21 protein-coding genes are annotated in these 17,947 nt (G+C 40.3%); 5 read left to right on the top strand and 16 right to left on the bottom strand.

Going from position 1 to position 17,947, the window contains the following annotated elements; translation table 11 throughout:
- Positions 1 to 82: 82 nt before the first annotated feature.
- Both proB and MN086_RS04515 read right to left on the bottom strand, forming a co-directional pair.
- On the bottom strand, positions 83 to 856 hold the full coding sequence (proB, locus tag MN086_RS04520; RefSeq protein ID WP_256465865.1) for a glutamate 5-kinase: 774 nt from the start codon (positions 854 to 856) through the stop codon (positions 83 to 85).
- Between the two features lie 89 nt (positions 857 to 945).
- Positions 946 to 1,428, bottom strand: a complete 483-nt coding sequence (locus MN086_RS04515) for a glutathione peroxidase (RefSeq protein ID WP_248577083.1) — start codon at positions 1,426 to 1,428, stop codon at positions 946 to 948.
- A gap of 249 nt (positions 1,429 to 1,677) precedes the next feature.
- Between MN086_RS04515 and MN086_RS04510 the strand changes: the two genes are divergently transcribed.
- Positions 1,678 to 2,124, top strand: a complete 447-nt coding sequence (locus tag MN086_RS04510; RefSeq protein ID WP_248576868.1) for a hypothetical protein — start codon at positions 1,678 to 1,680, stop codon at positions 2,122 to 2,124.
- A gap of 14 nt (positions 2,125 to 2,138) precedes the next feature.
- On the opposite strand, the gene MN086_RS04505 is transcribed toward MN086_RS04510, so the two are convergent.
- The 12 genes from MN086_RS04505 to MN086_RS04450 all read right to left on the bottom strand — a co-directional run bounded on the left by MN086_RS04505 (position 2,139) and on the right by MN086_RS04450 (position 12,046).
- On the bottom strand, positions 2,139 to 2,441 hold the full coding sequence (locus tag MN086_RS04505; RefSeq protein ID WP_248576867.1) for a hypothetical protein: 303 nt from the start codon (positions 2,439 to 2,441) through the stop codon (positions 2,139 to 2,141).
- Positions 2,442 to 2,543: 102 nt separating this feature from the next.
- Positions 2,544 to 2,930 carry a sirohydrochlorin chelatase gene (locus MN086_RS04500; protein WP_248576866.1) on the bottom strand — a complete coding sequence of 129 codons (387 nt, stop codon included), beginning with the start codon at positions 2,928 to 2,930 and terminating at the stop codon, positions 2,544 to 2,546.
- A complete protein-coding gene (locus tag MN086_RS04495; protein ID WP_248576865.1) occupies positions 2,917 to 3,465 on the bottom strand; it encodes a lipocalin family protein in 549 nt (182 codons plus the stop codon). The genes MN086_RS04500 and MN086_RS04495 overlap by 14 nt, the downstream gene beginning before the upstream one ends.
- 97 nt (positions 3,466 to 3,562) lie before the next feature.
- On the bottom strand, positions 3,563 to 4,993 hold the full coding sequence (locus MN086_RS04490; RefSeq protein WP_248576864.1) for an SDR family oxidoreductase: 1,431 nt from the start codon (positions 4,991 to 4,993) through the stop codon (positions 3,563 to 3,565).
- Positions 4,994 to 5,158: 165 nt separating this feature from the next.
- Positions 5,159 to 5,797 carry a pyridoxamine 5'-phosphate oxidase gene (gene pdxH, locus MN086_RS04485; RefSeq protein ID WP_248576863.1) on the bottom strand — a complete coding sequence of 213 codons (639 nt, stop codon included), beginning with the start codon at positions 5,795 to 5,797 and terminating at the stop codon, positions 5,159 to 5,161.
- Between the two features lie 9 nt (positions 5,798 to 5,806).
- Positions 5,807 to 7,165: a deoxyribodipyrimidine photo-lyase gene (locus tag MN086_RS04480; protein WP_248576862.1), complete on the bottom strand. Its 1,359-nt coding sequence runs from the start codon at positions 7,163 to 7,165 to the stop codon at positions 5,807 to 5,809.
- Positions 7,162 to 8,112 (bottom strand): DUF523 and DUF1722 domain-containing protein, encoded by a 951-nt coding sequence (locus tag MN086_RS04475; RefSeq protein ID WP_248576861.1) that lies wholly within the window; start codon positions 8,110 to 8,112, stop codon positions 7,162 to 7,164. The genes MN086_RS04480 and MN086_RS04475 overlap by 4 nt, the downstream gene beginning before the upstream one ends.
- Before the next feature lie 10 nt (positions 8,113 to 8,122).
- Positions 8,123 to 8,272, bottom strand: coding sequence for a hypothetical protein (locus tag MN086_RS04470; protein WP_248576860.1), 150 nt, complete (start codon positions 8,270 to 8,272; stop codon positions 8,123 to 8,125).
- 201 nt (positions 8,273 to 8,473) lie between these two features.
- Positions 8,474 to 8,920 carry a urate hydroxylase PuuD gene (locus MN086_RS04465; protein WP_248576859.1) on the bottom strand — a complete coding sequence of 149 codons (447 nt, stop codon included), beginning with the start codon at positions 8,918 to 8,920 and terminating at the stop codon, positions 8,474 to 8,476.
- Positions 8,920 to 9,276 (bottom strand): hypothetical protein, encoded by a 357-nt coding sequence (locus MN086_RS04460; RefSeq protein ID WP_248576858.1) that lies wholly within the window; start codon positions 9,274 to 9,276, stop codon positions 8,920 to 8,922. Before MN086_RS04460 ends, MN086_RS04465 begins: the two co-directional genes overlap by 1 nt.
- Entirely contained in the window at positions 9,276 to 11,087 is a 1,812-nt protein-coding gene (lepA, locus tag MN086_RS04455; protein ID WP_248576857.1) for a translation elongation factor 4, read from the bottom strand. The genes MN086_RS04460 and lepA overlap by 1 nt, the downstream gene beginning before the upstream one ends.
- Positions 11,088 to 11,110: 23 nt before the next feature.
- On the bottom strand, positions 11,111 to 12,046 hold the full coding sequence (locus tag MN086_RS04450) for a ribose-phosphate pyrophosphokinase (protein WP_248576856.1): 936 nt from the start codon (positions 12,044 to 12,046) through the stop codon (positions 11,111 to 11,113).
- 117 nt (positions 12,047 to 12,163) lie between these two features.
- Between MN086_RS04450 and MN086_RS04445 the strand changes: the two genes are divergently transcribed.
- The 4 genes from MN086_RS04445 to MN086_RS04430 all read left to right on the top strand — a co-directional run bounded on the left by MN086_RS04445 (position 12,164) and on the right by MN086_RS04430 (position 15,515).
- Positions 12,164 to 12,697 carry a DUF2062 domain-containing protein gene (locus MN086_RS04445; protein ID WP_248576855.1) on the top strand — a complete coding sequence of 178 codons (534 nt, stop codon included), beginning with the start codon at positions 12,164 to 12,166 and terminating at the stop codon, positions 12,695 to 12,697.
- A 68-nt stretch (positions 12,698 to 12,765) separates the two neighbouring features.
- Positions 12,766 to 14,094, top strand: coding sequence for an SH3 domain-containing protein (locus MN086_RS04440; protein ID WP_248576854.1), 1,329 nt, complete (start codon positions 12,766 to 12,768; stop codon positions 14,092 to 14,094).
- 24 nt (positions 14,095 to 14,118) lie between these two features.
- On the top strand, positions 14,119 to 14,721 hold the full coding sequence (gene rsmD, locus MN086_RS04435; RefSeq protein WP_248576853.1) for a 16S rRNA (guanine(966)-N(2))-methyltransferase RsmD: 603 nt from the start codon (positions 14,119 to 14,121) through the stop codon (positions 14,719 to 14,721).
- Positions 14,722 to 14,765: 44 nt separating this feature from the next.
- The gene (locus MN086_RS04430) at positions 14,766 to 15,515 is read left to right on the top strand and encodes an NYN domain-containing protein (protein ID WP_248576852.1); all 750 of its coding nucleotides are present in this window, start codon (positions 14,766 to 14,768) and stop codon (positions 15,513 to 15,515) included.
- On the opposite strand, the gene MN086_RS04425 is transcribed toward MN086_RS04430, so the two are convergent.
- Positions 15,512 to 17,581, bottom strand: a complete 2,070-nt coding sequence (locus MN086_RS04425; protein ID WP_248576851.1) for an ATP-dependent helicase — start codon at positions 17,579 to 17,581, stop codon at positions 15,512 to 15,514. The genes MN086_RS04430 and MN086_RS04425 overlap by 4 nt on opposite strands.
- On the bottom strand, positions 17,582 to 17,920 hold the full coding sequence (locus tag MN086_RS04420; protein ID WP_248576850.1) for a hypothetical protein: 339 nt from the start codon (positions 17,918 to 17,920) through the stop codon (positions 17,582 to 17,584). It lies immediately after the preceding gene.
- Positions 17,921 to 17,947 lie beyond the last annotated feature (27 nt).

Genomic DNA, 17,947 nt, shown 5'->3' with positions numbered 1-17,947 from the left:
GTGAAGAATTACCGCAAAGTTGAACGTTTAAAACTCATAATAAGCAGGTGCAGAGTATTATACCCTGGAGAATCGAAATATACTATTTCTTTGCTCTAAAAAGCGTTCCTTTAGTATGTTTACCCTCCATGAGATACCCATAGGCAGCAGAAAGATCAAATCCGCTGCATAGAAACATTTCTCTTTTTTTATTCATCAAGTACTCTGCCGCAACCAACTTAGTATATAAACCGCCTGATGTAAATTCATTAGTAGGTCTATATACTGCAGCAAGTTCATCGTCTGAAATACTATGTACTTCTTTTAACATGTGTGCATGAGGATTTTCATCCGGGTTACTGTCATAATAACCGTCTATATCACTCAAAATAACCAAGAGATCCGAGTCTGTATGATGTGCTACTCTTGCAGCAAGCTGATCATTATCACCAAAAATCTGATCAGGTGTACTTGAGATATCATTCTCATTGACAATAGGAACAATATCTTCTTTAAATGATGTATGGATGATCTGTCTAAATATCTCCGTAGATTTTCTAGAGTCAAAATCATCTTCAGTCAAAAGAATTTGAGCAATATCCGTATCATAAATATCAAACTTTTTTTTGTAAGAACTCATCAGTATAGGCTGCCCCACTGCAGCCAGGACTTTCTTACTGATATGTTCTCTTTTGTCTAGCTTTAAAGCCGTGTAACCCGCTGCTGCTGCACCTGAACTTACAAATATAACCTCATATTTTTTGCGAACTTCTACGATAAAAGAGACAAGATTAAGCATACGCTCTTTTGCGATCTCGCCCTTCTCTGTTAACACAGAACTTCCCACTTTTATAACGACTCTGTTATATGGATTCATATTGACCTTAATTCATTTTGGATGTGCGAACGATAATAACAGAATAACTTTAAGGGCAAATTAGTAAGAAATCAACTTCCGGATTAGAGCTATTTTAACAGTGTTACTATCTTCTCTTCGAGTGCTTCAGGCGTAGTTGATGAACCAAAACGCTCCACTACCTTACCCTCTTTGTCAACAAGGAATTTGGTAAAGTTCCATTTGATCACTTCGGTACCCAAAATACCCGGCTGTTCAGCTTTAAGATAACGATAAAGTGGATGTGTCTCTTCCCCGTTGACCTTGATCTTAGAGAACATTGGGAACGTCACACCAAAATTCACACGACAAAAATTCTGGATCTCAGCTTCAGAACCCGGTTCCTGAGAGCCAAACTGGTTACAGGGGAACCCGAGTACTACTAACCCTTTATCCTTATATTTTTTATAGAGTGATTCAAGCCCTTCATACTGAGGTGTAAAGCCGCATTTGCTGGCGACATTGACGATAAGCATCACCTTGCCTTCGTAGGATTTCAGTGTTGTCTCTTGCCCCTCTATCGTTTTAACTTTAAAATCATAGATCGTTCCCATATGTCCATCCTTTGCTAACAAACTAATACCCAAAATAAATAATAATGAAAAGATCCTCTTTAACATACTTCCTCCTTTGGTCTATTTATTTCATGCTACAAGATGATACCATCTTATTGAAGATAAATACAATCATACACAATATAGGAAGGTAATACCATAAACACAAAGTATTTGCTTCGAGATGCTTAAGGTTTTATATAGTAAACGGTCTCACTGGCTTCATACTTGTTAAGTTATAATACCTATATGAAAAATTTTACAAGGATGCCAATGACATACAATGACTGGTTTGAAGCACATGCCAAAAAACATGCAGCCATCGTACAAAAACTCCAAACCCAAGGGCTTGATGAATTCGACATAGTCCAATACTTCATTTTTGAGAACATGGTGGAGAATGAACCGGACTTTTGTGAACTTTATGCCACAAAAACCAAATGCCACAAGATGTATGAACTCAACTGCTACATGTGCGGGTGTCCTCACTTTAGGTTTTACCAGTCACCTCCCATAGAAGAAGACCTAGCCTTTCACTCCACCTGTTCCATTAGTTCAAAACGTGGAAAACGTACTGTCAAAGAAGGAGAAATACACCAAGACTGCTCAGGGTGCACCATACCTCACGCTGAAGACTATATATTTAGAAACTTTGAGACCGATTGGCGTAAGATGATGAATAAGGTTAAAAATTAAAGTATAAATTGATGTTATTTATCAGATTTGATGTTAGACTCTAAAGACCATTTATCAGTAGCACTACAGCCAACATCACAACTCACATGAGGCGTAATGCCTACAGCCTCAGGATTGATTGCCACTGTTATGAGAAAGTAGTCACCATCCCCTCTATGTGCAGAAAAGTTGTGTGTACCACAAAACTCTTCATTCATAAGTTCAGCGACAGTTGTTGCATACTTGTAGGCATCTTGTTGTGTTTCAAAGGTCACATTATTAGTGTATTCACTTTTTTTAAAACATCCACACTCTTTTTCCATTTGTACTGTATACATAGGGCGTATCCTTTTAGATATGAGATAATCTTTTTTGGCATCATAACATGATTTGCTTATTCTCATACAAAAAATAAAATTTGTAGTGTATTTATTGGGTTTTTAGAGTTTTTTGTTCGAACTGATAGCCATATCGCTAAGAAGATCCACCATACCAGGTGAACTGCCTACATGTTCTTTGAGTGTTATCTTTACTTGCGGGTATGATGCCTGCATATTCTGAACCACTTCAGGGATATCTCTGGTAACATGGTTACCCGAAGCCAGGAAGTAAGGCAAGATGACTATCTCATTGGCACCCTTATCTATACAGGAGAGCATACTCTCTTCCAAAGAAGGATCAGAAAACTCCAGAAATGCTGTCATCACAAAGGCATAGTGTTTATCCTGTAAGTATTTTACTTTCTCTCCTAGTGCCTTGACCTCTTCATTGGAAGAGTCTTTTCGGCTTCCATGTGCTATGATGATGAGTGCTTTATCTGCCATCATTCATACTTGCATTCTTACTTTGGTCCGGATAGATCAGTTTACTGGTATCAAATCCCGCTTCTTTTGCTTGCGCTAAAAGTCTGTTCAGTGTTGTCTCATCAAGTGTAGGTTTCCTGGAGAGTATCCAGAAGTAACTCAGATCAGGTCCACTGATCATCGTGTAAGTTTCATAATCTGTATCCATCACGATATAAGAGCCATAAAAAGGTCCAAAGAAAGATACTTTTAAAAAGCCTTTGTCAGGACTTTTTACAAAGTACGCTTTACCTTCTGCCTCACTCCACTCTTTCTCTTCTGTTTTATACCCTTTATTGAGTACTTTTACACCGCCATCTTCTCTCATACTGTAGGTTGCCGATATCGCCTCCATACCTTCTTCAAACCTGTGCTCCAATCTTGCTATCTCATACCATGTTCCAAGGTATTCATTAAGTTTGAAATTGTCAACAGGTGTTACTTTGTATGGTTTTTTCTCTTCACACCCTGTCAATAATAGCACAAATGAGAGTACGAGTAGTAATAGTAATTTTTTCATATTTATCCTTTTCAAATAGTGAATGCAGTGTCTGCGACAAAAAGCATGAGTGATTCCTTCTTTTTATTTTACCCATTCTTTTGATGTGTTCATAGTTTTATGTTGTCTCTTCATCGTTTTGAGCTTTGTTCAATATGGACCTTATCATATTGCGAAATACCAGGTAATGCACGGGAGTAAGGATGTACCAATAGAGCCTCCCATACAGTCCACGTGGATAAAAATAGGCTGTCTGCACCAGTTCATCCCCTTTTATCTTAAATTCCAGCCAGGCTTTTCCGGGGACTTTCATTTGGGCATAGAGAAGTAGCCTTTCATTAGGAATAAGATCTTCAACTCTCCAAAAATCCACACTCTCTCCTATTCTAAGATGGTAACTGTCTCTTCGTCCTCTGTTGAGTCCTGCACCACCGATCATTTTATCTATCCAGCCTCTGATCTCCCAAAGCCAATCATAGCCAAGCCACCCCTCTTCACCACCTATAGAGCAAAAAGTACGGTAAACGGTCTCTTTGGAAATGCCGTCGAGCTTGCTCGTCTGACGGTCCATTAAAACGGCTGATGCCGGATCATCCTTATGCTGCATCTCCCACCTGTCACCTACTCCTCCTGCATCACTCCACCGGCTATAGACCTGATTCTCTTCCATCTCTTTGATCGCTTTTTTGACTGCATCTTCAAATCTAATGGGATGGATCTGACTAAAATACTTCTTGGCATTGTCATTTTGTACGACCACCTCAGAAGAGAGCCCATCAATAAGAGAACGTGCGACTGTGTATGGTACTGGAGTGAAAAGGTTTAACCAATAAGAAGAGAGATTAATGGTCAGAACAGGAAGCGGAAGAATCCAGCGGCGAAGACCTAGTGCATTCGCACAGCCAAGCATCATCTCTTTATAGGTCATCTTCTCACTGCCTATATCGACCACAAGATTCTCATCTATTCTAAGGTCCTTTGCGGCATTCAAGTAGGCAATCACATCATCAACTCCGATCGGCTGTGCCAAGGTATTGACCCATTTGGGCGTCACCATGACCGGCAGTTTCTCTGTAAGGTGCCTGATGATCTCAAAGCTCGCACTTCCCGAGCCTATGATCACACCCGCACGTATCCAGATAGTCTCTATCTTGTCCGGTCTGCTTGAGAGTATCTCTCCCGTTTCTATACGACTTAAAAGATGCTTGCTTGCATTTTCTTTGACCCCAAGTCCACCTAGGTATATGATACGTTTTACACCCTGTTTGATCGCTGCATCAAGAAAATTCCGGGCACTTTGTTTGTCAAGTGTTTTATAGTCCTCATGTTGCAAAGAGTGAATAAGATAGTATGCAATATCGATGCCCTCAAGAGCATGTTCCAAAGAATCCATATCAAAGGTATCACCTTGTACTATTTCGACATTTAGATCAGAATCTAGACTTTTTGGGTTGCGTACAAGCAGTCTCAAGGAAACATCCTCATCTAAAAGGGTTTGTTTGAGACGTCTTCCTATGTAACCGTTCGCACCGGTGAGAAGAACTTTCATCCACTCTCCTTTTTCAGGGTATTCAGGCACCTGTTAAAGTACCATTTACTTCTCTATCCTAAGTATAATCTATTCATGATAGATATTAAGATAAATTGAGATCCTTTTACTACGAAAGTACCATACGTTTTATTATAGTCAAAAATAGAATGATTTAAAAAAATATTATGGTGCAAGCCGTTCTATCTTCCAGTTCTCTTCTTCCTTCATATAGAGTATACGGTCATGCAATCTGTTCGCCCTGCCCTGCCAGAACTCTATCTGTGAAGGTATAACCCTGTAGCCTCCCCAGAAATCAGGTAAAGGGATGGAACCATCAGCAAACTTTTGTTTCATTTTTTCTATTTGCATCTGAAGCATCTTCCGTGATGAGATCACCGAACTTTGTTCGCTCACCCATGCACCTATCTGACTACCTCGAGAACGCTTCATGAAGTATGACATAGACTCAGAGGTACTGATCTTCTCGCAGGTGCCTATCACACGTACCTGACGTTCTAGATCCAGCCACAAGAACTCCAGTGCCACATGAGGATTTTGTTCTATCTCTTTGGCTTTGACACTGTTATAGTTCGTAAAAAAAACAAAACCCTTTTCATCAAATATCTTTAAAAGTACCGTACGTATATTTGGCATATTCTCTTTCGAGCTTGTAGCTAATATCATACTGTTTGGATCTTTCACCTCTGTCTCTACCGCTTGAGCGAACCAGGTTTCAAAGAGTATAAAAGGATCTGTAGGTACCGTACTTTCATCGAGTGTCGCCTGTATATATTCTGTACGCATCTCTTGCAAATCCAACATGATCATCTCCTAAAGTCTCTGTTTAAAATATGCCAAAGCATTTTGTGAAGCCTCTTTATGTACTACTATCGGCTTTGGATAGTTTTCAATACTATAGTTTAGCAAATAGCTCTCATCATGAAGCTTTTTTGCATCTACCTCTCTGAGTTCCGGTATCCACTTCTTGATATACTCTGTCCCTTTATCAAATTTTTTGCTCTGCAGATAGGGATTGAAGATACGAAAATATGGCTGAGGGTCTATACCCGTACCTGCACTCCATTGCCAAGAGAGTATGTTGGATGCTGCGTCATAATCCAACAGATACTTTGCAAAAAAACTTTCGCCCCATTGCCATGGCAAGAGCAGGTCTTTGGTAAAGAATGAAGCACAGATCATCCGTACACGATTATGCATCAACCCCGTTTGCAACAATTCTCTTACCCCTGCATCTACTACAGGCACACCTGTTCTTGCTTCACAGAATGCACTGTATTTTTCTTGATCTTCCAACCCATTAAAACGGTACTTATAATTATGTGTTGCGAGGGTCGGAAAATGAAAGAGCAGATACGCATAATAGTCACGAAAAATGAGTTGTCTGAAAAAAGGTTCCGTATCCACACCACTTTTTTTCTGCTCGGCCAAAAAGCATAAGAGACTTCGAATAGAGATCGTACCAAAACGAAGATCGATACTGAGATGTGAGGTGGCCTCTTTGTCAAGGAAATCCCTCTCTTTTGCATAAATGGGTAGATTCTCTTTCAGCGCTTTTAATTTCGTTTCGACCTGATCGATCTTGGGAAGGTTTTCTCTGAACCCGATCGATTTAATATCTAAAGGCAGGATCTCCTCTTTATCCTTATCAATTTTGGTGATTCCTTCATATGAAGTCTTATAGAGCGAATGCTCTCCAAAAGTGTACTTCTGAATATGCTCTTTAGAAAAAAGTGTTTTAGCCTTGTTGTAATAAGGGGTAAAGACCAGATAAGGGGTACCATCGTCTTTGAGTATCTCTGTTGGTTTAAAGATATAGGTATCATGCATATAACGGAAGTGAAGAAGATGAGAAACCCTGATATCACGTTCTTTGGCATAGGCATCATAATCACCGCTGGCAACCACCTCATCAAAGCCTTGTACCTCAAATACTTTAAATATCTCTACAGGGTCCCCCCAGAATATTTTGAGCTCCAACCCTTTGGCTTGCAGTGACTTTTTAAGTTTAAGCACCCTGTCAAAAATGAAGCTGACTCTCTTATCATCTTCAGGAAGTGCATTGAGTATCTGTGTATCGAAGACAAAAACAGGCAGGACTTCTCCATCCAATGAGAACAATGGATTGTCTTCTACTCTCAGATCACGCCGAAACCAAAGAACCCGCTTCATTTCCCACTCTTTATATCTGAACGTAAAGCAAGCTCTTTAGGATATGGATGTAAGAACTTTTGATTCAATAGATACTCTACACTATATTTTTTAGCGAACATATGAAGTCTGCTTAATGGTGCGATAAGCGGGACAATTTTGTTTGCATAGTCGTGGATCTGCTCATGAAGCATCTCTTTTTCCACCTTGGAGATTTTATCTTTCACAAATCCTGCCATGTGTTCAAGGACATTTCTGTTTTTAGCGATGGAGCTTTTTTCTGCGATAATAGTTTTAAAGACATGCTCATATTTTTTCAATATCTCATCAAATGAAAGCTTGTCATGGTTGCCTACGATCCGCCCCAACCGCCGATACATCACCTCATCTTTTGCCTGAAGCATAAATTTGTATGACTGATGGAACGCAACAAGGTCTTTCATGGTAGGTTTTGAAGCCTTAAAGTTTTCAAAATCATCATAAGCAAAAAGCTGCATGATGAAGTTCTCTCGCAACCAGGGGTCATTCAGTCTTCCTTCCTCTTCCATGGGCAATAAAGGAAAACGCTCTTTGCACATCTTTACAAAAAGGCCGTCATCTTTCTCTTTAGAGTAACCGTTTGTTCTATAGATCAAAGCACTTCCCAGTCCACAACTAGGGGATTTTGACTTAAATATGATACCTCGTATAGGTTCATTCTGAATTTTCTGAAGTTCAATGTTATTTGTATGCAGGAGTTTATCCATAACATCTACCTCTCCATCACTACTTTGAATGTAATAGCCGTCATTCTCATCTTCTACCAGTCTTACCGTTGATCTAGGAGTACCGAATGCTAAATGTTCGGGACAAAATGAAACGAACTGGGCATACTCTCCTAAACTTTGAGTCACAAATCGATCCTGACTGTGCCCACCGTTAAAACGTATTTCTTCCCCTAGCAAACATCCTGATACGGCTATTTTCATAAGTCACCCTTTACTGTAAAAAAGCGGTTTTAAATCTCTCATCATCCAATGATGTAATGCCTACCTTTCTAAGAAGTTCCAAAATAGACAAAGAGTGTGCATAATTTGAACTGTAATTTTTATCAAAACATTCCAATGTTACTTTTAGTATAACATCCATAAGCGCTGATTTAGCTTCTAATGCTTCAAATATCTTTAGATCGGCTTGAATACCTGCACTATACTGCTATCAGAACTGGCAATACTCAATACCACTTTCATACTCACTCCTTGCTTGATATTTTAGGTGTATATGAAATATACGATACATTTAGTAGTCTAAAAATGTCAGTTCAAAAGAAAATACAGGTGAGGGAGAAGATTAAAGGATATCTCGGAGTACCATGGCATAATGCAGTACTATGAGGTTTAAAAGAAATATACCCATTGATGAACCTTTGGAGAAAAGGCGTTGCAATGGTGTTTTCTCAGTATGTAGTGTCATCAAAGAAATAGTCATATGTATCACTGTAAGCACAACAATCACGGCTACTATGTAAAGCTTCATACGTAATGCATCAATCACTTCATTGGAGAGGTTTGAAAAAAGTATATCCAACAGACCATTACTGGATATCATGCTATATCCTGTGCTAAGAAGAATGATCAGTGCCGCAGTTTCAAAATACCCATAGATAGGACCGATACGAGGATATACAGCATCCTGATCCTCTTTTTTTCTAAGGCTCACACCCAGCATGAACATAAAAAATGCACCGCCTATCCATGCAATAGCTGCTACAAGGTGTAAGTGTAATGCCCAGCCCACTATTTTCCTGCCTCTTTCTTATGATGTCCTAACGAACAATGTTCTTTTGCATTATCCCTATCTAAAAAAAGCAATCTATCAGACTTGATATCATCCAATCTGTCTACCTCTTGTACCAGATAGACTTCTACACCCAGTGCCAAAAGTTTCAGAAAAGTTTTGTACCCTAGTTCTTTGATATAGAGCCTATCTATGTTCAATGTTTTAAAATATTCAAAAAACTCTGGTGATTTTGATGTTTTATGGGGATTTTTCTTCACAGTGAGATCACCTTCGTTCAAAAAAGCAAAAGAGTGTGCTTTTCTGAAACGTCCGGCGATAGTCTCTTGGTCTTCTTCCAGAGGAATGAGTGTCATTAGCTGTCTAACTTCAATACAGCCATAAATGCTTCTTGTGGTACTTCCACAGAACCGATGGACTTCATACGTTTTTTCCCAGCTTTTTGTTTCTCTAAAAGCTTTCTTTTACGTGTGATATCTCCACCATAACACTTTGCCGTCACATTTTTACCCATCGATTTCACATTCGAACGTGCAATGATATTGTTTCCTATACTCGCCTGGATAGCCACTTCAAAAAGCTGTCTCGGGATAAGCTCTTTCAGCTGCGCAACAAAAGCAAGTCCTCTTGTACGAGCTTTCTCTTCAGGGACGATGATCGAGAGTGAATCAACGATATCTCCTGCAACACGTATGTCAAGTTTCACAAGGTTACCTGGTCTAAATCCTACAGGTTCATAATCAAAACTTGCATACCCTTTGGTGATAGACTTGAGTTTGTCATAAAAGTCCATTACGATCTCATTCATAGGGATATCATACTCCATAAGCACACGTGTCTCATTCAGGTAGTCCATCTTCACCTGGATACCACGACGGTCATTCAGAAGTTTGATAAGATTACCCACATACTCCTGAGGTGTTAATATGGTTGCCTTTACATAAGGTTCGTAGATCGTATCTATCTTTTGTACTTCAGGAAGCTCGCTTGGATTTTGTATCTCAAGTTCAGTACCGTTTGTCAGTTTGACCTTATAGACAACCGTAGGTGCAGTTGCGATGAGTTCAAGGTTAAACTCACGCTCCAAACGCTCTTTTACTACTTCCATGTGCAGCATTCCCAGGAAACCTGTTCTGAACCCGGAACCCAGTGCCATAGAACTCTCAGGTTCAAAGCTCAAAGAGGAGTCATTGAGTTTAAGTTTGTTCAGTGCATCACGCAGGTCTTCAAATTTGTCAGTTTCTATTGGATAGATACCTGCAAATACAAACGGTTTGGCAGGTTCAAAACCTCCAATGGCTTCAGCCGTAGGATTTTTTGCATCGGTAATGGTATCACCTACCTGCAGTCCTTCCACTGTTTTTAGACCCGTTACAACGATACCCACTTCACCGGTACGGATCTCATCCGTTTTTATCGGTGCGATAGGGTTAGGATACATCAGATCAAGTACTTGATGTTCCTCTTTCGTTCCCATAATCCTGATATTTTGTCTCTTTTTAATACTTCCTTCAAAGACACGTACCAATGCCAATGCACCCAGATAATTGTCAAACCAGCTATCGTAAATAAGTGCTTTAGCCGGTGCATTTTCATCACCTTTTGGTGCAGGGATCCGGTCCACGATACTGTCTATAAGTTCTTTCACACCCACACCGGTCTTGGCTGAAACAAGATTATGTTCGGTCGCATCAATACCTATAGCCTCTTCAAGTTCAGTCAATACCCTGTCAGGATCGGCAGCTGGAAGGTCGATCTTGTTTACTACCGGTAAAAGTTCCAGGTCATTTTCTATTGCGATATAAACATTGGCGATCGTTTGTGCTTCCACTCCCTGCGCCGCATCTACGATCAGAAGAGCACCTTCACATGATGCCAAAGAGCGGCTGACTTCATAAGAGAAATCCACATGGCCCGGAGTGTCTATGAGGTTGAGGATGTAATGTTCACCATCTTTTACATAATCAAGACGTACAGATTGTGCTTTGATGGTAATACCACGTTCTTTTTCTATATCCATCGTATCCATCACTTGTGCAGACATCTTTCTGTCTGAAACCGCCCCACACTCCTGTATGATACGGTCTGCAAGTGTTGACTTTCCATGGTCGATATGTGCGATAATAGAAAAATTACGTATATTTTCCTGTGGTACTGGTTTGGCCATTACATTCCTTGTATTCTTACTTACTAGTTCGTTTCAAACAGAGAGTTTACACTCTCGTTGTTATGTACTCTACGGATCACTTCACCCAACATAGATGCCGTGGAAAGCATTTTGATCTTTTTAGACGGTTTTGCCATAGGGATCGTATTGGCAACCACAAGTTCATCAAGATCTCCCTCTTCTATACGCTCATAGGCAGGTCCAGAAAGTACTGGGTGCGTACAACATGCCATGACTGAAGTAGCACCGAGTTTTTTGAGTGCAGAGGCAGCTTTCACCATCGTTCCTGCGGTATCCACCATATCATCGATGAGGATCACATCTTTGCCTTCCACATTACCAATGATATTCATCACTTCACTCTCATTGGCTTTTTCACGTCTTTTATCAACGATCACCATATCCAGACCCAGTTTATTGGCAAAGTATCTTGCCCTTGCCACACCACCTATATCCGGAGAGGCGATCACAGGGTTTTCAAAATTTTTAGCTCGAATGTAGTCCATAAATAAAATAGCACCGTACAGGTTGTCGACAGGGATATCAAAAAATCCTTGAATCTGAGAAGCATGAAGATCCACCGTGACCATACGAGTGATACCTGAAGTCTCCATAAGGTTTGCTACAAGCTTCGCTGAGATAGGTACTCTCGGTGCAGCTTTTCTATCTTGTCTTGCATAACCGTAATAAGGTACAACAGCCGTAATAGACTTTGCAGAAGAACGCTTCAATGCATCGGTCATAATAAGAAGCTCCATCAGGTTACTGTTCGCAGGTGCAGATGTAGGTTGAATGATAAATACATCTTTACCACGTACACTCTCTGCGATCTGTACAGAGATCTCACCATCAGAGAAACGGTTAATATTCGCCTTGGAAAGAGGCATCTCCAAATAAGCTGCTATCTCTTCAGCGAGTTCAGGGTTTGATGTCCCGGAAAAAATCATATATCCACTCATAATTGTACCTTTGTGACTATTTTATTACGCGTATTTTACACAAAAGTTGATAAAAAGGTGATTTAAAGCTCTCCGGTATTACACTAAGCCAGATACTAATTGGAACTATAAATATAAATGATACGAAAAGTTTTTAAAAAAAAGCCCTCTGGCAGCACTAAACTAGATGCATTTTTGGAAAAATACAATTTACCCAAAGCCTATTTTGCTGTAAACAGACGGATGGTGACCAGAGGTGTTGCTATAGGGCTTTTTTGGGGATTTATCCCTATGCCTATGCAAATGCTGGCTGTTATGGCTACCACGCCTTTTATCCGGTTTAACGTACCCATAGCGATCTCCATGGTTTGGCTGAGCAATCCTTTTACCATGCCACCTATGTATTATATGGAGTACCTTACGGGAAACTTTATCCTGGGACGCGAAGGTCTCGAAGATATAGAGTTGACCATGTCATGGTTCAGTGAACATTTTGATGATATACTGGTTCCGCTCTATGTAGGAACTGCATTTTACTCCATCGTTGTTACGGGTATTATCTATGTGGTCCTTAACAGACTCTGGGTGAAGTCCGTACATACCGAAAATAGAGAGCGAAAACGGAAAAGACGTAAAAGAGACAGTAAAAATTCTCATCCTCCAAAAGGTTAATAACTGGACAACTTATAAACCAACTATTAACCAAACTATCCTATGATAAAACAAAAAAGAAAGAAAAAATGTATCGAAAGTTAACCCTTCTCCTGCTTCTTCTTGGCTCATTTACCAGCCTACATGCTGAGTACCTGCTCAAAGAGAGTAAACGGATAAAAAGTAAAATAGACCGTATGCCTAAAAACAGGGTGGCAGATATGAAGCATATCCCTCAGGACCCTGCATATTATGCGGATCAGATCAAACCATTTTCCAAAGAGAAACAAAGAGAGTTCGATACAAAGTTTAACGAAAAATACTTCGAACCATGGCGTTTACGTGCGTTGGATATCCCTAAAAAAGATTTTGGCTGGGAGATCAGGTTTATCACAAAAAAACCGATCTATAGAGCCAAAGGGGCCATCATACCTGCCAAAGTCTACAACAAATGGATAGAGAATGCTAACTACGACAACATTGATACAAAAAAATATAAAGCCATTACGGTACGCCGTACCAATGTCAAAGCGCTTCCTACCTCCTCTGCGTTCTTTAGAGACCCAAAAAAAACCGGGGAAGGATTCCCTTTTGACTATAACCAAAATTCTGCGCTGCACATTAATGTGCCCCTTTACATCTCCCATTTTTCCAAGGATAAACGATGGGCCTTTGTAAGGGCATCCTACGCTTTTGGCTGGGTAAAAACGTCTGACCTGGCACTGGTAAGTGCTGATTTCATCAAAACATTTAAAAATGATACGTATGCTATGGTGATCAAAGACAATCTTCGTCTTTACAACGGCGTTAAAGATATCTCCATCGTTAAACTCGGTGCGCTCTTCCCTATTTCTGAAGATCAAAAGTATCTGGTAGCTTCACGTGATGCCAAAGGAAGGGCACATATTGAAAAGGTGAATGTAAAAAATCCGGCCATCATTGCAAAAAAACCGCTGCCTTTTACTGCCAAGAATGTCGGAATGCTGGCCAAAGAGTTTTATGGCGAACCGTATGGATGGGGCGGAAGTTATGAGTGCCGTGACTGTTCTGCAACGACCCGAGACTTTTTAGGGGCATTTGGCATCTTTCTGCGCCGAAACTCCAGTAAACAGGCGGAAGATGGAGAGAGTATCTCTATAAAAGGTCTCACAAAATTGACAAAAAAGAAGAAGATCATCAAAGATGCTGAGCCTTTTAGATCTTTACTCTATGTTCCCGGACATGTCGTACTCTACCTGGGTGAGTATAAAGGGGAGCCTGTCATTATGCATACCTACTGGGGCATACGTAAAAAAGATACTACCAAACTCATCACTGCCCGCACTATCATTACCAGTACTGAACCGGGGAAAGAACGTGCGGATATCAAAGAAGAGAGTAAGTTGATCAATACACTGCAAACCATAGTCAATTTTTAACGCATATTTAGATACACTCATACCATGAGATCTAAAGAAAAAATAAAAATATTTACAACGACCATCACTGCGGGCAAACATAAAGGCAAAAAGATAGAAATACCGGATATCTTTACAACGCGAAGCTCAAAAGGGATCCTAAAAGAGTCCCTTTTTAATACCTTACAATTTGATATTATCGACAAGAACTTTGTTGAAGTCTTTGCCGGTTCAGGCTCTATAGGTCTGGAAGCATTAAGCCGCGGTGCAGGACAGTGTTATTTTATGGAGTATAACAGAACCGCGTTTCGTTGTCTCGAAGGCAATGTAAAACGTGTCGATCCCTCGAAGTGCCATCTTTTCTATGGTGACAGTTTTGAAAAGTTCTCCACTGTCTATGATATAGTCAAACAGAGCAAGGAGAAGACCTATTTTTATTTTGATCCTCCCTTCTCCACACGTGATGGTATGGATGATGTCTATGATAAAACCATTGCACTGATAGAAGGTATTGAGCCTGAAGTGGCTGAAATGGTCATTGTCGAGCATATGTCAAGCCTGGATATGCCAGAGAAGATCGGTGCTTTGAAGTTGATGAAACGTAAAAAGTTCGGCCGCAGTACCATGACCTATTATAGACCCGTTTAAGTCACTGAATTGATTCAGGTCAGTCTAAAACCCAAAGGATAAATATGGCAAAAAGTAAAACAGAAGATCACATTGCATTATTTATAGACTGCGATAACATATCACATCGTTCTATAGAAGGTATCATTAATGAGCTTAGTAAATATGGTATCGTAAATATACGCCATGCCTACGGTAACTGGACGAAAGACAACCTCAAGAACTGGGAAGAGAAACTCTTAGAGTTCGCCATTAAACCCATACAGCAGTTCGACTACTCTAAAAACAAAAATGCCACCGATATCCTGATGACCATAGATGCCATAGATCTGCTTCATACTAAAGATATCGATGCCTTTGCATTTGCAACAAGTGACTCTGACTTTACCCCTGTAGTGATGCGTGTACAAGCAGAGGGGATCAAAGTTTATGGGTTTGGAGAGAAGAAAACACCCAAACCGTTCATGGCAGCATGTTCACAGTTCATCTTTACTGAAAAGCTTATGTCAAACAGGGAACATAGTACAGAGAGCGTTGATGTGATGCAGGCACCTGTACGCCAATCAGGTAAAGAGATGCGTGCAGATACCTGGCTGGTCAATGTACTAAGAACAGCGGTGGAACAGACCATGGATGAGGATGGATGGGCGAATCTTGCCGATATAGGCCAATATATTAACAACTCCACCTCCTTTTCTCCTATCAACTTCGGATACAAGAAGCTCAGTAACCTGATAGATGAGATCGACCTCTTTGATGTCTACGTGGATGAAAGTACGAAACAGATGAGTATCAGAGATAAAAGATACCGCTAAACCGCTGGTTCTTTCTTCTCTTTTTTCTCTTTAGTCTCAGGTTCTACGAATTCCCCTTTAATAAGTCCTGCCTCATGCAGAAACTGTGAAGGTTTGTAGTCTATCTTTTTCACCCTGTCAAATTTCGCCAACGAGAGATAAAGTCTGTCTTTGGCACGTGTCACGGCAACATAGAACAACCGACGCTCCTCTTCAATGCTTGACATCATCTTTCTGTTAGGGAATCTTCCATCCACAAGGTCAATGACATAGACTTCGGGGAATTCCAGTCCTTTACTTGCATGGACGGTCAGCAGGTTGATCCCCTCCCCTTCGCTGAGTTCATTTCCACCCAGTACCATCGCATTGACAAAACGTGCCAACTCATTATACTGGCGTGAAAGGTCCAGTAGAAGATGGGCCTTTCTCTGTATCCGTTCTTTGGCCTGTTTTTTCTTCTCTTCATCCACTTCACCGGACTTCAATCGTCCTCTTTGCGTTGCTAAGAGTTCTATGATTCCTGCATAGAGTTTCGAAGCAATAATATTCTTTAAAATATCAGAAGGTTTCTCCAGACTGTGTACAGACTTCATCAGCATATAAAAGTCTTTAAAAAACGCCATACCGTCATTTGTAAGTTTTGCATTTTTAAGCAATGGATGGTTGTAGAGGGAACTATCGAGATCCATATGTTTAAATCTCGCTGCAGATCCTATCTCCTGGTCATCATCAAAGAGACCCAACTGAACATTTTTGTTAGGGTTGAGCTTCGGCAGATCATGCACCTTCGGGTAGAGTACCCCTTGCATAAAATTTCCCTGCCCAAAATGAAGGAAACACTGGAAAAACTCTTTGGAGAGTGCAGATCCGACACCTCTAGCATATTCAAACACATGAATAAACGCCATCATATCTTTCGGATTGACAAGTAGTGCCAAAAGATCCAGTAAAAACTTTATCTCTTTCGTATCGAAAAAACTCGTCCCGCCTTTACGCTTGCAAGGGATACCATACTCACGAAGGCTTGCCTCCACACCATCGGCTGATGAATTGTTTCTGAAAACAACGGCTATCTGGTCATTAGGTACATGGGTACGTTTGATATTTTCTGCAATGGACTGGTACTGTTCAAAAAGATCATTATACATCAAGAGTTTAGGTGGATAACTCTTCACATCACGGCCCACTTCCAGTTTTTTAGGGTAGATACGCTCATTTCTTTCTATTACACGGTTTGCCAAAGAGAGTATGGGAGCTGTCGAACGATAATTTGTTTTCAGTGTAAAGACATTGGCATCTTTATAACGTTTTGAATACGTCGCAATGTTCTCAATATTGGCCCCATTGAATGCATAGATACTCTGATCATAATCCCCTACACAAAAAAGGGATTTTGGTTTTAATACATCGATAAGCGCACTTTGAAGAGTATTCGTATCCTGATACTCATCCACCAGTACCTCTTCAAAATGTATCGTATGTTCTTCCAGATGACTTTTCATACGCAGCAACAAGTCATTAAAAGAAGCAAAACCGTAGTCTATCTTCTCTTTTTCAAACTCTTGCGTGATATCCATATAGATATCCATGACAAGTTCATGCTCAGGATATTTTTCCAAAAACCACTTGTCAAAGCCTTCCAGGGACGCATTTTGATACAAAGAGTACATCTCATAGAGGTAGGTAGCTGAAAAAGGCTGCATACTCAGGTTCATACGCTCAAAATTACGTTTTTCATAGATGCTTCTAAAGAGTGTCTTGAGCTCGGAAGGTTGTTTCAATGCCAAATTCGGATAGATCTCTTTAAGCCAGCGGTACGAGACTGCATGGAAAGTGCCGGATTCTATTTTCGATACGATCTTTTTAGGGAAATAACGTTCAAGACGTGCGATCATCTCTCCTGCCGCTTTATTGGTAAACGTTAAAAGCAGTATCTTGGAAGGTTCAGTACCCTGATGTAAAAGATGTGCGATACGTCCTACGATAGTAGAGGTTTTCCCCGTACCTGCACTGGCAATGATAAGATTGTGTCCTAGGGGTGCCGTAGCAGCACTAAGCTGCTCGTCATTAAGAGAGGATAAAGGCAATTATTTCTGACCGATAATGTAGTAAGTATTCTTATTGTCTACCTGTTTGAGTTCTAATTTATATTTATCGGCCCAATGTTTTACCAATTCTGTAAATGCAGAAAGGTTATCTGCTCCTGTATCTTCGTCACATTTGATCTTTAAATGCGCTTCCGAGTTGGACATAGCAATAAAACCTTTTTCGACAGCCAAGGCATCATTGAATGATGGAATATGCTGTGAAAACTTGTCAAAGTTCTTTGTATTTCCGATAATATCATTGATCTGTTTGAGTGTTTGTTCCGTTTTTGTATAACCAAGCTGTGCCAACAGTGCTTCTGGTGTAAGATCGAGATGCATAACAATCCTAAGTAATAAAATTATAAG

It is taken from the genome of Sulfurovum sp. XGS-02, from assembly GCF_023213175.1.
In the GTDB taxonomy this organism is placed as follows: Bacteria; Campylobacterota; Campylobacteria; order Campylobacterales; family Sulfurovaceae; genus Sulfurovum.
The sequence above is the reverse complement of the archived record's forward strand: the minus strand, read 5'-3'. Positions and strand labels throughout refer to the sequence as shown.

Excerpts from the sequence above, each read along its gene's own strand:
- proB (WP_256465865.1), bottom strand. The coding sequence starts at position 856 with ATGAATCCATATAACAGAGTCGTTATAAAAGTGGGAAGTTCTGTGTTA.
- MN086_RS04515 (WP_248577083.1), bottom strand. The coding sequence starts at position 1,428 with ATGGGAACGATCTATGATTTTAAAGTTAAAACGATAGAGGGGCAAGAG.
- MN086_RS04510 (WP_248576868.1), top strand. The coding sequence starts at position 1,678 with ATGAAAAATTTTACAAGGATGCCAATGACATACAATGACTGGTTTGAA.
- MN086_RS04505 (WP_248576867.1), bottom strand. The coding sequence starts at position 2,441 with ATGTATACAGTACAAATGGAAAAAGAGTGTGGATGTTTTAAAAAAAGT.
- MN086_RS04500 (WP_248576866.1), bottom strand. The coding sequence starts at position 2,930 with ATGATGGCAGATAAAGCACTCATCATCATAGCACATGGAAGCCGAAAA.
- MN086_RS04495 (WP_248576865.1), bottom strand. The coding sequence starts at position 3,465 with ATGAAAAAATTACTATTACTACTCGTACTCTCATTTGTGCTATTATTG.
- MN086_RS04490 (WP_248576864.1), bottom strand. The coding sequence starts at position 4,993 with ATGAAAGTTCTTCTCACCGGTGCGAACGGTTACATAGGAAGACGTCTC.
- pdxH (WP_248576863.1), bottom strand. The coding sequence starts at position 5,797 with ATGTTGGATTTGCAAGAGATGCGTACAGAATATATACAGGCGACACTC.
- MN086_RS04480 (WP_248576862.1), bottom strand. The coding sequence starts at position 7,165 with ATGAAGCGGGTTCTTTGGTTTCGGCGTGATCTGAGAGTAGAAGACAAT.
- MN086_RS04475 (WP_248576861.1), bottom strand. The coding sequence starts at position 8,112 with ATGAAAATAGCCGTATCAGGATGTTTGCTAGGGGAAGAAATACGTTTT.
- MN086_RS04470 (WP_248576860.1), bottom strand. The coding sequence starts at position 8,272 with ATGGATGTTATACTAAAAGTAACATTGGAATGTTTTGATAAAAATTAC.
- MN086_RS04460 (WP_248576858.1), bottom strand. The coding sequence starts at position 9,276 with ATGACACTCATTCCTCTGGAAGAAGACCAAGAGACTATCGCCGGACGT.
- lepA (WP_248576857.1), bottom strand. The coding sequence starts at position 11,087 with ATGGCCAAACCAGTACCACAGGAAAATATACGTAATTTTTCTATTATC.
- MN086_RS04450 (WP_248576856.1), bottom strand. The coding sequence starts at position 12,046 with ATGAGTGGATATATGATTTTTTCCGGGACATCAAACCCTGAACTCGCT.
- MN086_RS04445 (WP_248576855.1), top strand. The coding sequence starts at position 12,164 with ATGATACGAAAAGTTTTTAAAAAAAAGCCCTCTGGCAGCACTAAACTA.
- MN086_RS04440 (WP_248576854.1), top strand. The coding sequence starts at position 12,766 with ATGTATCGAAAGTTAACCCTTCTCCTGCTTCTTCTTGGCTCATTTACC.
- rsmD (WP_248576853.1), top strand. The coding sequence starts at position 14,119 with ATGAGATCTAAAGAAAAAATAAAAATATTTACAACGACCATCACTGCG.
- MN086_RS04430 (WP_248576852.1), top strand. The coding sequence starts at position 14,766 with ATGGCAAAAAGTAAAACAGAAGATCACATTGCATTATTTATAGACTGC.
- MN086_RS04420 (WP_248576850.1), bottom strand. The coding sequence starts at position 17,920 with ATGCATCTCGATCTTACACCAGAAGCACTGTTGGCACAGCTTGGTTAT.